Below are 13,631 nucleotides of genomic sequence, written 5' to 3' on the forward strand. Positions count from 1 at the left end.
GGGGTTTTGGAGAAGCGATGGCAAGCGCCGACCAACTGATCAACGCGTTTACGACGCTGCTCGTCACCATCGATCCGCCGGGGCTCGCCCCGCTCTTTCTCGGTCTCACTGTCGGCATGACCCGCCAGGAGCGCAAGCAGGTGGCGTTGCGCGGCTCGACCATCGCCTTCATCATCCTGGCCGTCTTCGCACTGTTCGGCTCCAGCGTGCTCGGCGTGCTCGGCATTTCCATCGGTGCCTTCCGGCTGGCGGGCGGCCTGCTGCTGTTCTGGATCGCTTTCGAAATGGTGTTCGAGAAGCGCCAGGACCGTAAGGAAAAGACCACAGAAGTGGCGATTACCAAGGATCATATCGAGAATATTGCCGTCTTCCCGCTGGCACTGCCGTTGATTGCCGGGCCGGGCGCCATTTCCGCGACGATCCTGCTGGGAGGCACCCTTCCCTCCACCGTCGAGCGGGCGCAACTGATCGGCGTTATCGCGGCCTGCTTGCTGATCACGTTGGTGGTGCTTTTCCTCGCCGACCGGCTAGACCGCTTCCTCGGCGTCACGGGCCGGGCAATCCTGACCCGTCTTCTCGGAGTCATCCTGGCAGCGCTTGCCGCCCAGTTCGTTATCGATGGGGCAAAATCGGCGCTCAACCTGATCAGCGCCACACCGACATGAAAACGGCGCCCTCGGGCGCCGTTTGCAAGACTACTGAACAAGACCGATCAAAACGGAATGTCGTCGTCGAGATCACGCGAGAAGTTGCCGCCGCCGGCACTACTACCGCCGCCGCTGCTTCCGCCACTACGTCCACCACCGCTACCGCTACGGCCACCGCCGGATGACTGCGCCGGCGCACCGTAATCGTCGCCATAACCGCCGCCACCGAAATCGTCGCCGCCACGGCCGCCGCCGAAGCCGGAGCCAGCACCGCCGCCCTCACCTCCGCGCCCGTCGAGCATCGTCAGCGTCGAATTGAAGCCCTGCAGCACGACTTCCGTCGAGTAGCGGTCGGCGCCAGTCTGGTCCTGCCACTTGCGGGTCTGCAGCGCGCCTTCGATATAAAGCTTGGCGCCCTTCTTCACATATTGCTCGACGACCTTGCAGAGGCCTTCGTTGAAGACCACTACGGTGTGCCATTCTGTCTTTTCGCGGCGCTCGCCGGAATTGCGGTCGCGCCATGTTTCAGACGTCGCGATGCGGAGGTTGGCGATCGGCCGGCCATCCTGCGTACGGCGGATTTCGGGGTCGGCGCCCACGTTTCCGATCAGAATTACCTTGTTCACACTGCCAGCCATATCATTTCACCTTACTGCCGCCCTGACCGGCGGCGTTCAAAACCATCGACATACTCTAAACCATAGAGGACAAGCGGTGCGCATCCAGCCCCGCTTAATCCACAAGGAATTTTGTTCTTTATTTGTTCTATTTATTCGCTATGATCCTGTCAACAGAATCGAAAACCTTTGTTGTTCCGGACATTCAGCCTCGACTCGCCCACCGGCATCACTACATAAGGGCTGTTATCCCCCCAAACGACTTGAAGCAGAGACGATGAGCGAACTGAAGACGATCTCCATCCGTGGCGCGCGTGAGCATAATCTGAAGGGCATCGACCTCGATCTGCCGCGCAACAAGCTCATCGTCATGACCGGCCTCTCCGGATCCGGCAAGTCCTCGCTTGCCTTCGACACGATCTATGCCGAGGGACAGCGCCGCTATGTCGAAAGCCTTTCGGCCTATGCGCGCCAGTTCCTGGAAATGATGCAGAAGCCCGATGTCGACCAGATCGACGGGCTGTCGCCGGCGATCTCGATCGAGCAGAAGACGACCTCGCGCAATCCACGCTCGACGGTCGGCACGGTTACGGAAATCTACGACTATATGCGCCTCTTGTTTGCGCGCGTCGGCGTTCCCTACTCGCCTGCGACGGGCCTGCCGATCGAAAGCCAGACGGTCAGCCAGATGGTCGATCGGGTACTGGCTTTCGAGGAAGGCACGCGTCTTTATATATTGGCGCCGATGATCCGCGGACGTAAGGGCGAGTACAAGAAAGAGCTGGCGGAGCTCATGAAAAAGGGCTTCCAGCGCGTCAAGGTGGACGGCCAGTTCTACGAGATCGCCGATGCGCCTGTTCTCGACAAGAAGTACAAGCACGATATCGATATTGTCATCGACCGTATTGTCGTACGACCGGATATGGCATCGCGCCTTGCCGACAGTTTCGAGACGGCGCTGAAGCTCGCCGACGGCCTTGCCGTTGCCGAATTCGCCGACAAGCCGCTTCCGCCCGAAGAAACCTCGGCCGGCGGCTCGGCCAACAAGTCGCTCAACGAGACGCATGAGCGTGTGCTGTTTTCGGAAAAGTTTGCCTGCCCGGTTTCCGGCTTCACCATTCCGGAGATCGAGCCACGGCTCTTTTCGTTCAACAATCCCTTCGGCGCCTGCCCGACCTGCGACGGTCTCGGCTCACAGCAGAAGATCGACCCTGATCTGATCGTGCCTGAGCCTGAGCGCACGCTGCGCGACGGCGCCATCGCGCCCTGGGCCAAGTCGACCTCGCCCTACTACAACCAGACGCTCGAAGCGCTCGGCAAGCATTTCGGCTTCAAGCTCGGCAGCCGCTGGAACGATCTCCCCGAAAAGGCCCGGGATGTCATCCTGAACGGCACCGAGGAGAAGATCGAATTCCACTATGCCGACGGCGCACGCACTTACACGACCTCGAAGAATTTCGAGGGCATCGTGCCCAATCTCGAACGGCGCTGGAAGGAAACGGATTCCGCCTGGGCGCGCGAGGATATCGAGCGCTTCATGTCGGCAGCCCCCTGCCCGTCCTGCAACGGCTATCGCCTGAAGCCGGAGGCGCTCGCCGTGAAAATCAACAAGCTGCATATCGGCGAAGTCACTCAGATGTCGATCCGCATCGCTCGCGACTGGTTCGAGACGCTGCCGGCAACCTTCAACGCCAAGCAGAACGAGATTGCCGTGCGCATTCTCAAGGAAATCCGCGACCGCTTGCGGTTCCTGAACGATGTCGGCCTCGAATATCTCAGCCTGTCACGTAATTCCGGTACGCTGTCAGGCGGTGAAAGCCAGCGTATCCGGCTTGCCTCGCAGATCGGCTCCGGCTTGACCGGCGTTCTCTATGTACTCGACGAGCCGTCGATCGGCCTGCACCAGCGCGACAATGCGCGGCTTCTCGACACGCTGAAGCACCTGCGCGACATCGGCAACACGGTCATCGTCGTAGAGCATGACGAGGACGCGATCCTGACGGCCGACGATGTGGTCGATATCGGCCCGGCAGCCGGCGTGCATGGCGGCCAGGTAGTGGCGCATGGCACGCCGCAGGAAATCATGGCCAATCCGAAGTCGCTGACCGGGAAGTATCTCTCCGGCGAACTTGGCGTGACCCTGCCCGACGAACGCCGCAAGCCGAAGAAGGGCAAGGAGATCAAGGTCGTCGGCGCCCGCGGCAACAATCTGAAGAATGTCACGGCGGCAATTCCGCTCGGCGTCTTTACGGCGGTGACGGGTGTTTCGGGCGGCGGCAAGTCCACCTTCCTGATCGAGACGCTTTACAAGTCGGCGGCGCGTCGCGTCATGGGTGCGCGTGAAATCCCTGCCGATCACGATCGCATCGATGGCTTCGAGCATATCGACAAGGTGATCGACATCGATCAGTCGCCGATCGGTCGCACACCCCGTTCGAACCCGGCGACCTATACCGGCGCCTTCACACCGATCCGCGACTGGTTTGCCGGTCTGCCGGAGGCGAAAGCGCGCGGTTATCAGCCGGGCCGCTTCTCCTTCAACGTCAAGGGCGGCCGCTGCGAGGCATGCCAGGGCGACGGCGTCATCAAGATCGAGATGCATTTCCTGCCTGATGTCTATGTCACCTGCGATGTCTGCCACGGCAAGCGCTACAACCGCGAAACGCTCGATGTCACCTTCAAAGGCAAGTCGATTTCCGACGTGCTGGACATGACGGTGGAAGAAGGCGTCGAATTCTTCACCGCGGTCCCGGCGGTACGTGACAAGCTGCAGTCACTTTTCGATGTCGGCCTCGGTTACATCAAGGTCGGCCAGCAGGCCAATACGCTGTCGGGCGGCGAGGCGCAGCGCGTCAAGCTCGCCAAGGAATTGTCGAAGCGTTCGACGGGCCGCACACTTTATATTCTCGACGAGCCGACCACCGGCCTGCACTTCCATGACGTCGCCAAGCTTCTGGAGATGCTGCACGAATTGGTCAATCAGGGCAATTCTGTCGTGGTCATCGAGCACAATCTCGAGGTCATCAAGACGGCCGACTGGATCCTCGATTTCGGTCCTGAGGGCGGCGACGGTGGTGGCGAGATCGTGGCCGTCGGCACACCCGAGGCGATCGTCAAGGAGAAGCGCTCCTATACCGGCCATTTCCTCAAGGAGTTGCTGGAGCGGCGGCCGGTCAAGAAGACGGTCGCAGCAGCGGAATGACGATGCGGCTCGCCACGATTGCGGAACTTCCTGCGGTCGTGGCGCTGACATCGGCTGCCTATCAGCCCTATACCGATCTTTTCGGCTATCCGCCGGTCCCGGTGACGGAAGATTATGTGCCGCGCATCGAGCGAGGCGAGGTCTGGCTGCGGGAGGCGGACCGCGCGGTGGTGGGACTTTCCGTTATCGAGCGCCACGCCGACCACGTGATGCTTTTCAGTATCGCGGTATCGCCTGACGCTCAGAAGGCGGGACATGGCGTGGCCATGCTGCGCTGGCTGGAAGACAAGTCGCGGGAATGGGCCGTGCCGGAGATCCGGCTTTATACAAATGCGCGCATGGAGCGGAACATTGCGCTCTATTGCGCCTTCGGTTTTCAGGAAACGGGTCGCCGGCCCAATCCCTATCGGCCAGGATGGACCATCGTCGACATGGCAAAGACGGTCGACGGGTCAAAGAAGGTTGGCGCGATCTAGGGGATCGCAAGCGAGGAGGAACAGATGAGCAAATCGGGCACGATCCGCGTGGGCATCGGCGGCTGGACTTTCGAGCCGTGGCGCGGCCATTTCTTTCCGGCCGACCTCAAGCAGAAGGACGAGCTGAACTATGCCAGCCGCCAGCTTAAGGTTATCGAGGTCAACGGCACCTATTACAGCACGCAGAAGCCGGCAGTCTTCGCTAAATGGGCCGCCGACGTGCCTGACGGTTTCATCTTTTCGCTGAAGGCAACGCGTTACACCACAAACCGGAGGGTGCTTGCCGAAGCCTGGGAGTCGATGGAGAAATTCCTGTCGTCGGGTATCAGCGAACTCGGCAATCATCTCGGCCCTCTGCTCTGGCAGTTCGCACCGACGAAGAAATTCGAGCCCGATGATTTCGAAGCCTTCCTGAAGCTACTGCCGGAAAAGCAGGACGGGCTGAAGCTGCGCCATGTCGTGGAGGTCCGCCACGACTCCTTCAAGGTGCCGGAATTCGTGGCACTTCTTGAGAAATACGGCGTGGCGCCCGTCTGCGCCGAGCATTTCGACTATCCGATGATTGCCGACGTGACGGCGGATTTCGTCTATACGCGGCTGCAGAAGGGATCGGACGATATTCCGACCTGCTATCCGGAAAAAGAGCTGAAGGACTGGACCCAGCGGCTTCAGATATGGGCCGAGGGCAAGGTTCCCGACGATCTGCCGCTGATCGACAAGGACAGGAAGGTCAAGGTCGAGCCGCGCGACGTCTTTGCCTTCATGATCCATGAGGGCAAGGTCAATGCGCCGCATGGGGCAATCGCCCTGCAGAAACAAACTGACGGCTGATCGCTCAAAAAGGCAGCACGTGCGCGGCGAGATCTTCGGCGGTCAGCCCCTTGCCGGCGCGCTGCCCCGCTTCTCCATGCAGCCAGACGCCAGCCGCCGCTGCCTCGAAGGCCGGCAGGCCCTGGGCGAGCAGGCCGCCGATGATGCCCGCAAGTACATCGCCCGAACCGGCGGTCGCGAGCCAGGCCGGTGCATTGGTATTGATCAGCGCCCGGCCGTCCGGCGAGGCGATGACGGTATCGGCGCCCTTGTAAATGACCGCTGCGTTGGCGCGACGAGCAGCGGCAAGCGCCTTGTCCACCTTGCCTGCCTTCTTGTCGGCGGCGATATCGGGAAAGAGGCGGGCGAACTCGCCGTCATGCGGCGTCAGTACGAGGCGCGGTTCTCCTGCGAACAGCTCGAAAAGCACCTTCGGATCATCCTTGAAGGAACTGATGCCGTCGGCATCGAGAATGAGATGGCGGTCGCACAGCAGGGACACAAAATCGCGGGCCTTCTTTCCGATACCGAAACCGGGCCCGAGAACGAAGGTCTGGAGGCGCGCATCCCCGAGCCAATCCTCCAATGCAGCCGCATCGTCGATGGCGTGCAGCATGATGGCAGTCAGATGAGCGCCGTTGGCGGCAAGAGCTTCAGTCGGCGCCGCTATGGTCACCAGCCCTGCCCCAGCCTTCAGGCCCGCCATGGCCGACATGCGGGCTGCCCCTGTCTTGCTCGCCTCTCCTGAAAACACGACGAGATGGCCGCGCTTGTATTTGTGAGTCTCTACCCGCTCGGCAGGCATGGTGGCGCGCCAGGCAGCGGGCGTGTTCTCGGCTACGAGGCCGCTCGTCTGCGCCCTGATGATACGTCCCGGAATACCGATATCGAAGACTTCCAGCTCTCCGCAGAGCTCCCTGCCCGGCATCAGCAGATGGCCGGGTTTGCGGGTCATGAAAGTCACGGTATGTGTCGCGCGGAAGGCAGCGCCGAGCACGCTGCCGGTGCGCCCGTCGAGACCGGATGGCAGGTCAATGGCGATCACGGGAATATTGGCAGCGTCGATCTTGCCAATCAGATGAGCCACATCGGCCGGAACATCGCGCGCGAGGCCGGCCCCGAAGAGACCATCGATAACAATATCGCCTAGTTGCGGATCATAGTCGCCGATATCCTGTCCCTTCAGCGTAGAGGCAGCCCTCGCCCGAGCTGCGTCACCCTTCAGCCTGGCCGGATCGCCGAGATGGAAGATCTCCGTCCGCGCACCGCTCTCCACCATGAGCCGGGCGACGACATAGCCGTCGCCGCCATTGTTGCCGGGACCGCAGAGGACGGCAAAGCGCGAGGCGCCTGGATAAAGGCGCAAAGCCGCAGCCGCCACCGCGGCCCCCGCTTTCTCCATCAGGCCATAGGAATCGATTCCGGATTCGGCGGCGGCCTTATCGGCCGCAGCCATTTCGACAGGCGCCAGGAGGAGATCGGAAAGATGTTTGCTCATGCCCCCATTCAATTGAAAAAGCGCCTAAAAAACAACCGCATTATTGCCAAAACAAAAGAACGAATTTTAAGCATTTGCCTGTTTTTTAATCGACTCGAATTGCATCTTACAAAATCGAGGACAGCAGGATTTTTTTGAATTTCGCGGGATTTTTATCATAAATGCGGTCTTGTTCACTTGGTTTTTCATTAAAACGACACGGAAACTCAGGCAAACAGGGCTGCACGCATAAAATTCCGCGATTTTTTGCGCAAGACGGATTTCAAACTGGCACGATATCTGCATCATATCCCGCGAGCGGGACAGTTCCTGCTTTAACGGGAGAAGCGGAGAGACATTTTCTCATGAAAAAGATCGAAGCGATCATTAAGCCTTTCAAGTTGGACGAGGTGAAGGAAGCCCTTCAGGAAGTCGGACTGCAGGGTATCACCGTCACGGAAGCGAAGGGCTTCGGTCGCCAGAAGGGCCATACCGAACTCTACCGCGGCGCAGAATATGTCGTCGATTTCCTGCCGAAGGTGAAGGTTGAGGTCGTGCTCGCAGATGAAAACGCGGAAGCCGTCATCGACGCGATCCGCAAGGCCGCGCAGACGGGGCGCATCGGCGACGGAAAGATTTTCGTTTCCAACGTCGAAGAGGTCATCCGCATCCGTACCGGTGAAACCGGTATCGATGCCATCTGATCAGCTTTGCCTGTCGGCGAAGCTCACCCATCCTCATCGCACATAACGTAACGTCATCACAAAACAGAGGAAGCATCTAATGGCGACCGCTAGCGAAATCCTGAAGCAGATCAAGGAAAACGACGTAAAGTTCGTCGACCTGCGCTTTACCGACCCCAAGGGCAAGCTGCAGCACGTAACGATGGACGTCGTCTGCGTCGATGAAGACATGTTCGCCGATGGCGTCATGTTCGACGGTTCCTCGATCGGCGGCTGGAAGGCCATCAACGAGTCCGACATGGTGCTGATGCCAGACACCGAAACGGTGCATATGGACCCGTTCTTTGCCCAGTCGACCATGGTCATCGTCTGCGACATCCTCGACCCGGTTTCCGGCGAAGCCTATAACCGCGATCCGCGCGGCACCGCCAAGAAGGCCGAAGCCTATCTGAAGGCGTCCGGCATCGGTGACACGATCTTCGTCGGCCCGGAAGCTGAATTCTTCGTCTTCGACGACGTCAAGTACAAGGCCGATCCCTACAATACCGGCTTCAAGCTGGACTCCACCGAATTGCCGTCGAACGACGACACCGACTACGAGACCGGCAACCTCGGCCACCGTCCGCGCGTCAAGGGTGGCTATTTCCCGGTTCCGCCTGTCGACAGCGCCCAGGACATGCGTTCGGAAATGCTGACGGTTCTCTCCGAGATGGGCGTCGTCGTCGAAAAGCATCACCACGAAGTGGCTGCTGCCCAGCACGAGCTCGGCATCAAGTTCGATACGCTCGTTCGCAACGCCGACAAGATGCAGATCTACAAGTATGTCGTCCATCAGGTCGCCAATGCCTACGGCAAGACGGCAACCTTCATGCCGAAGCCAATCTTCGGCGACAACGGCTCGGGCATGCACGTCCATCAGTCGATCTGGAAGGGCGGCAAGCCAACTTTCGCCGGCGACGAATACGCGGGTCTTTCCGAATCCTGCCTCTACTACATCGGCGGCATCATCAAGCATGCTAAGGCAATCAACGCCTTCACCAACCCGTCGACGAACTCCTACAAGCGTCTCGTTCCGGGTTATGAAGCACCGGTTCTGCTGGCCTATTCCGCCCGCAACCGCTCGGCTTCGTGCCGCATTCCGTTCGGCACCAACCCGAAGGCAAAGCGCGTCGAAGTTCGCTTCCCGGATCCGACCGCCAACCCCTACCTCGCCTTCGCTGCCATGCTGATGGCAGGTCTCGACGGCATCAAGAACAAGATCCATCCCGGCAAGGCTATGGACAAGGATCTCTATGACCTGCCGCCGAAAGAACTGAAGAAGATCCCGACCGTATGCGGTAGCTTGCGTGAAGCACTCGAAAGCCTCGACAAGGACCGCAAGTTCCTGACGGCCGGTGGCGTCTTCGACGACGACCAGATCGACGCCTTCATCGAACTGAAAATGGCCGAGGTGATGCGCTTCGAAATGACACCGCATCCCGTCGAATACGACATGTACTACTCGGCATAAGACGAGACATGGAAGCCCCGGTTCGCCGGGGCTTTTTCCGAACCGGAGGCCATGAGGACCGATGGACAGACATGACAGTCATGTGACGAAATCCCGCAAAAATCTTGATTTGTGGGGGACCGATCACCAGATCAGGTGAGAAAGGAAGTCGTACCATGAAAGAAAGAATAGCAAAGTTCAGTATAGGCGAAGTGGTTCGGCACAAGGTTTTTCCATTTCGCGGCGTCATCTTCGACGTTGATCCGGAGTTCGCGAATACGGAAGAATGGTGGAATTCCATTCCCGCGGAAGTCCGCCCCAGCAAGGACCAGCCGTTCTATCACCTGCTTGCGGAGAACGACGACAGTGAGTATGTCGCCTATGTGTCCGAGCAGAACCTGATGAGCGATGAAAGCGATACGCCGCTTCGCAATCCGCAGGTCGAGCAAATCTTCGACCGCGGCCCGACAGGCCAGTTCAAACCCAAGATGAGCTTCGCCCACTAAGTCGGATGACATAACCTCAATAACAAGGCCCCGCATCGCGGGGCCTTTTCTTTGGCAACAAAAAACCCGGCCTGAAGCCGGGTTTTCCGTGAATTCCTGAAAGTCCCCGATTACTGGGCCTTTGCTGCCTTCTGGGCGTCTTCCAGCTTCTTGCGGGCTTCTTCAGCCTTCTTCTGCATGCTGTCCTGCAGGCTGCGCTGGCTTTCGGCAAGCTTCGATTCGGACACCGGTTCGCCGTCATAAGCGCCGGTGAAGCCTTCGAGCGAAACCTTGATCGGGTTCGGAGCGCGGCGGAAGTTGATCGAGGTGAAGACCACGTCGCTGCCCTTCTTGAGGCTTGCGATCATGGCGTCCGTCAGCGGGATTTCAGCCGTGCACTTGTCCGGCAGGCAGACGGCGTAGTCGAGCTTCTGGCCCTTGCCGCCGTCGATCTGCATCGCGATGCCCGGGGGGATCAGGCGTGCGGCCGGAACCGAGACCTGAAGGATCTTGCGATTGATCTTGCCGGAAACCGAAATCAGGCCAACCGCCGTGACGAGCTGGCCGCCGTTTGCGAGAACCAGGTTCTGAACAACGCAGATGTCGTTGTCTTCCTGCTTGCTGCAGGTCTTGTACCAGCCGAGGCGCGGTGCACCGACGGCCTGTGCGGGAGCGTCAGCCGACGCTGCCGGCGCCTGGGCCGCCGCATCCTGTGCGAAGGACGAGACCGGAGCCGAAGCGCCGAAAACCACTGCCATAACGGACAGTGCTGCCCGCATTTTCTTTTCAGACTTGAACATCATAACGAATTCCGTCTCCTGATATCCGTTGCGGGGCTACGTTCGGCCGCCCCAACCACCGGGTCGTTCGGCACTCCACCTCTTAAAAAAATAAGGCAAATGCATGACCCCAAAACTTCGGGTCACGTGTTACATCGCAGCGTCGAAGATATCCAGCATTTCTTTGGCAATTTCGCGGGCATTTTGGCACATAGGTAAAGAAAGCGGCGGTTGCGGTTGGAATTGCGTGCTCTCATGTTACCCTTCCGGCGAATCGTGCCCATTGCCGCGCATCAAGGAATTTCAGCAATGCTCCGGATCGCCCTTCTCGCCGCTTTCATCCTTGTCGCCGGTGCCGTCGCCGCGGAGCCAGTGCATGGTATCGCCATGCACGGTGCGCCGGCGTTGCCTGCCGATTACAAGAACTTCCCTTACGTCAATCCCGACGTGAAGAAGGGCGGGAAAATCACCTATGGCGTTGTCGGCACATTCGACAACCTGAATCCCTTCATCATCAAGAGCAACCGGACAACGGCGCGTGGCATGTGGGACCCGCAGTTCGGCAATCTTGTCTATGAGGCGCTGCTGCAACGCTCCAGTGACGAGCCTTTCACGCTTTACGGCCTGCTGGCGGAAACTGTGGAATGGGACGAGGATCGCACCTTTCTTCAGTTCAATCTTAATCCAAGGGCCAAATGGTCGGATGGACAGCCTGTGACGCCGGAGGATGTCATCTTCTCCTTCGAGCTGCTGCGCGACAAAGGTCGTCCGCCATTTTCCAGACGCCTCGATGTTGTTTCCAAGATGGAAAAGGTCGGCGAACACAGCGTGCGTTTCACCTTCAATGACAAGGCCGATCGCGAAACACCGCTGATCTTCGGCCTGTTTCCGGTCCTGCCGAAGCATGTGATCAATGCGGAAACATTCGATCGCACGACCCTGACGCCGCCTGTTGGATCCGGCCCCTATAAAGTGAAAAGCCTCAAGCCCGGCGAGAGCATCACATACGAGCGTGATCCGAACTATTGGGGCAAGGATATTCCAGCCAAGGTCGGCATGGACAATTATGATCAGATCAGCGTGCAGTATTTCCTGCAGGATACGACACTGTTCGAGTCCTTCAAGAAAGGCGACATCGACCTTTACCTTGACGGCAATCCCGGGCACTGGGCCAATGCCTACGATTTCCCGGCCGCTACGTCAGGCTCCGTCCTGAAGGATGTGTTCGAGCCAAAACTGCCAAGCGGCATGCTGGGCTTCGTCTTCAATACGCGTCGGCCAATATTTGCTGACATCAAGGTGCGCGAGGGCCTGTCGCTGGTCTTCGACTTCGAATGGGCCAACAAGAATCTCTATTCCGATGCCTACAAACGCACGCAGAGCTTCTGGCAAAACTCTGACCTCTCAAGTTTCGGCGTGCCGGCGGATGCCCGTGAACTGGCGCTGCTTGGACCGATCAAGGACCATATCGATCCCGCCATTCTCGACGGCAGTTACAAGCTGCCTGTGACCGACGGCTCAGGACGCGACCGCAAGGTGCTGAAACAGGCGGTCGATATCCTCAAGGAAGCGGGATATACGATCAAGAATGGCAAGATGGTCGATGCAAGCGGCAAGCCGCTTGCCTTCGAGATCATGACGCAGAATCCCGACCAGGAAAAACTTGCTGTCGCCTATCAGCGCTCGCTGCAGACGATCGGCGTTGCAGCCTCGATCCGGACCGTTGACGATTCGCAGTATCAGAGCCGGACGAACACGTTCGACTACGACGTGATCATGAAGAGCTATACCTCGTCACTGTCGCCCGGCAACGAGCAGCTCGGCCGCTGGTCTTCGGCTGCACGTACGCGTGAAGGCACGGACAGCTTCGCCGGGGCCAACGATCCCAATCTCGATACGCTGATCGACCATCTCTTGCGGGCACGCTCTGCCGAGGATTTCACCGCATCCGTGCGCTCCTACGACCGGCTGCTGCTCTCCAACCATTATGTGCTGCCCCTATACCACGTCGACCAGCAGTGGGTGGCGCGCAACAAGCGCATCGGCCATCCCGACGCCGTCCCGCTCTACGGCTATCAGCTGCAGACCTGGTGGGATACGAGCGCGCAGTAATCACATCATCAGGCGCATCGTTCTATTTCCTTTCTCTTGCCTCGGCCTTCCTCTAAAGATCGTCGAAAACATCTTCTATGCGATCGAGCCAACCGTCATTGAGGGATGGCAGAACAAGGAATCACAATGGAACGCATCACCATCGACGTTGTCTCCGATGTCGTCTGCCCCTGGTGCTATCTCGGCAAGGCGCGGTTGGAGCTGGCGATCGCCGAGGTGCAGGATGAAATCGGCGTTGACATCAACTGGCGCCCCTACCGCCTCAACCCGGATTATCCGCCCGAAGGCGTCGACCAGAAAAAGATGCTGGAGCAGAAACTCGGTGGCGCCGAACGCGTGGCTGAGGCGCACAAGATGCTGACCGGCTATGGCCGCGACGTCGGCATCAAGTTCAATTTCGAGGCCATCAAGATCGGACCGAACACGCTCGACGCGCACCGGCTGATCCACTGGGCTGGTGTCGAGGACCGGCAGAAACAGGAGGCAGTCGTCTCGGCGCTCTTCAAGGCCAATTTCGAGGAAGGCCGCAATGTCGGCGATCATGAAGTGCTGCTCGATATTGCCGAGAAGGCAGGCCTGCAGCGCTCCGTCATTGCCGCCCTGTTCGCTTCGGACGCCGACGGCAGCGTCATCCTCTCGGAAATCGACGCAGCGCAGCGCATGGGCGTCAACGGCGTGCCGTTCTTCATCTTCGACCAGCAGTACGCCGTCAGCGGTGCTCAGACGCCGGATGTGCTGGCAGGCGCCCTCAGGGAAATTGCCGCAGCAAAGGCCGAAGCACGCGCTGGGATGAACTAACGCCGCCTGCAATCAGAACCACGCCTTCAGTCGGGCAGTCCGGTTTTCGCCGGGCT

12 protein-coding genes are annotated in these 13,631 nt (G+C 59.3%); 9 read left to right on the forward strand and 3 right to left on the reverse strand.

Annotated features, from left to right (window positions below):
* The first annotated feature begins 17 nt into the window (after positions 1-17).
* The gene (locus AC1DUP_RS29430) at positions 18-665 is read left to right on the forward strand and encodes a MarC family protein (protein ID WP_113295550.1); all 648 of its coding nucleotides are present in this window, start codon (positions 18-20) and stop codon (positions 663-665) included.
* Between the two features lie 47 nt (positions 666-712).
* Here the strand turns inward: AC1DUP_RS29430 and AC1DUP_RS29435 are convergent, their stop codons facing one another.
* The gene (locus AC1DUP_RS29435) at positions 713-1,285 is read right to left on the reverse strand and encodes a single-stranded DNA-binding protein (RefSeq protein ID WP_113295551.1); all 573 of its coding nucleotides are present in this window, start codon (positions 1,283-1,285) and stop codon (positions 713-715) included.
* 256 nt (positions 1,286-1,541) lie between these two features.
* Here AC1DUP_RS29435 and uvrA point away from each other — a divergent pair, with 256 nt between their 5' ends.
* The 3 genes from uvrA to AC1DUP_RS29450 are packed head-to-tail and all read left to right on the forward strand — an operon-like array spanning position 1,542 to position 5,773.
* Positions 1,542-4,466: an excinuclease ABC subunit UvrA gene (gene uvrA, locus AC1DUP_RS29440; protein ID WP_115035090.1), complete on the forward strand. Its 2,925-nt coding sequence runs from the start codon at positions 1,542-1,544 to the stop codon at positions 4,464-4,466.
* Complete coding sequence (locus tag AC1DUP_RS29445) at positions 4,463-4,942, forward strand: GNAT family N-acetyltransferase (protein ID WP_477836239.1); 480 nt, start codon at positions 4,463-4,465, stop codon at positions 4,940-4,942. Before uvrA ends, AC1DUP_RS29445 begins: the two co-directional genes overlap by 4 nt.
* A 24-nt stretch (positions 4,943-4,966) precedes the next feature.
* On the forward strand, positions 4,967-5,773 hold the full coding sequence (locus AC1DUP_RS29450) for a DUF72 domain-containing protein (protein ID WP_477836241.1): 807 nt from the start codon (positions 4,967-4,969) through the stop codon (positions 5,771-5,773).
* A 4-nt stretch (positions 5,774-5,777) separates the two neighbouring features.
* Here AC1DUP_RS29450 and AC1DUP_RS29455 read toward each other — a convergent pair whose 3' ends face one another.
* Positions 5,778-7,250 (reverse strand): NAD(P)H-hydrate dehydratase, encoded by a 1,473-nt coding sequence (locus tag AC1DUP_RS29455; RefSeq protein WP_477836242.1) that lies wholly within the window; start codon positions 7,248-7,250, stop codon positions 5,778-5,780.
* A 344-nt stretch (positions 7,251-7,594) separates the two neighbouring features.
* Between AC1DUP_RS29455 and AC1DUP_RS29460 the strand changes: the two genes are divergently transcribed.
* The 3 genes from AC1DUP_RS29460 to hspQ all read left to right on the forward strand — a co-directional run bounded on the left by AC1DUP_RS29460 (position 7,595) and on the right by hspQ (position 9,907).
* On the forward strand, positions 7,595-7,933 hold the full coding sequence (locus tag AC1DUP_RS29460) for a P-II family nitrogen regulator (RefSeq protein ID WP_003539626.1): 339 nt from the start codon (positions 7,595-7,597) through the stop codon (positions 7,931-7,933).
* A gap of 79 nt (positions 7,934-8,012) precedes the next feature.
* Complete coding sequence (gene glnA / locus AC1DUP_RS29465) at positions 8,013-9,422, forward strand: type I glutamate--ammonia ligase (RefSeq protein WP_003559365.1); 1,410 nt, start codon at positions 8,013-8,015, stop codon at positions 9,420-9,422.
* 155 nt (positions 9,423-9,577) lie between these two features.
* Complete coding sequence (gene hspQ / locus AC1DUP_RS29470; RefSeq protein ID WP_477836246.1) at positions 9,578-9,907, forward strand: heat shock protein HspQ; 330 nt, start codon at positions 9,578-9,580, stop codon at positions 9,905-9,907.
* A 110-nt stretch (positions 9,908-10,017) separates the two neighbouring features.
* Here the strand turns inward: hspQ and AC1DUP_RS29475 are convergent, their stop codons facing one another.
* Positions 10,018-10,689 (reverse strand): invasion associated locus B family protein, encoded by a 672-nt coding sequence (locus tag AC1DUP_RS29475; RefSeq protein ID WP_113295557.1) that lies wholly within the window; start codon positions 10,687-10,689, stop codon positions 10,018-10,020.
* 285 nt (positions 10,690-10,974) lie between these two features.
* Here AC1DUP_RS29475 and AC1DUP_RS29480 point away from each other — a divergent pair, with 285 nt between their 5' ends.
* Entirely contained in the window at positions 10,975-12,777 is a 1,803-nt protein-coding gene (locus AC1DUP_RS29480; protein ID WP_113510268.1) for an extracellular solute-binding protein, read from the forward strand.
* A 126-nt stretch (positions 12,778-12,903) separates the two neighbouring features.
* Positions 12,904-13,575: a DsbA family oxidoreductase gene (locus AC1DUP_RS29485; protein ID WP_477836248.1), complete on the forward strand. Its 672-nt coding sequence runs from the start codon at positions 12,904-12,906 to the stop codon at positions 13,573-13,575.
* Positions 13,576-13,631 lie beyond the last annotated feature (56 nt).

This window comes from Rhizobium sp. 01L419, from assembly GCF_056400025.1.

Bases quoted from the DNA above. Each gene is read 5' to 3' on its own strand.
- AC1DUP_RS29430 (WP_113295550.1), top strand. From the start codon at position 18: ATGGCAAGCGCCGACCAACTGATCAACGCGTTTACGACGCTGCTCGTC.
- glnA (WP_003559365.1), top strand. From the start codon at position 8,013: ATGGCGACCGCTAGCGAAATCCTGAAGCAGATCAAGGAAAACGACGTA.
- AC1DUP_RS29480 (WP_113510268.1), top strand. From the start codon at position 10,975: ATGCTCCGGATCGCCCTTCTCGCCGCTTTCATCCTTGTCGCCGGTGCC.
- AC1DUP_RS29460 (WP_003539626.1), top strand. From the start codon at position 7,595: ATGAAAAAGATCGAAGCGATCATTAAGCCTTTCAAGTTGGACGAGGTG.
- AC1DUP_RS29435 (WP_113295551.1), bottom strand. From the start codon at position 1,285: ATGGCTGGCAGTGTGAACAAGGTAATTCTGATCGGAAACGTGGGCGCC.
- AC1DUP_RS29455 (WP_477836242.1), bottom strand. From the start codon at position 7,250: ATGAGCAAACATCTTTCCGATCTCCTCCTGGCGCCTGTCGAAATGGCT.
- uvrA (WP_115035090.1), top strand. From the start codon at position 1,542: ATGAGCGAACTGAAGACGATCTCCATCCGTGGCGCGCGTGAGCATAAT.
- hspQ (WP_477836246.1), top strand. From the start codon at position 9,578: ATGAAAGAAAGAATAGCAAAGTTCAGTATAGGCGAAGTGGTTCGGCAC.
- AC1DUP_RS29445 (WP_477836239.1), top strand. From the start codon at position 4,463: ATGACGATGCGGCTCGCCACGATTGCGGAACTTCCTGCGGTCGTGGCG.
- AC1DUP_RS29475 (WP_113295557.1), bottom strand. From the start codon at position 10,689: ATGATGTTCAAGTCTGAAAAGAAAATGCGGGCAGCACTGTCCGTTATG.
- AC1DUP_RS29450 (WP_477836241.1), top strand. From the start codon at position 4,967: ATGAGCAAATCGGGCACGATCCGCGTGGGCATCGGCGGCTGGACTTTC.
- AC1DUP_RS29485 (WP_477836248.1), top strand. From the start codon at position 12,904: ATGGAACGCATCACCATCGACGTTGTCTCCGATGTCGTCTGCCCCTGG.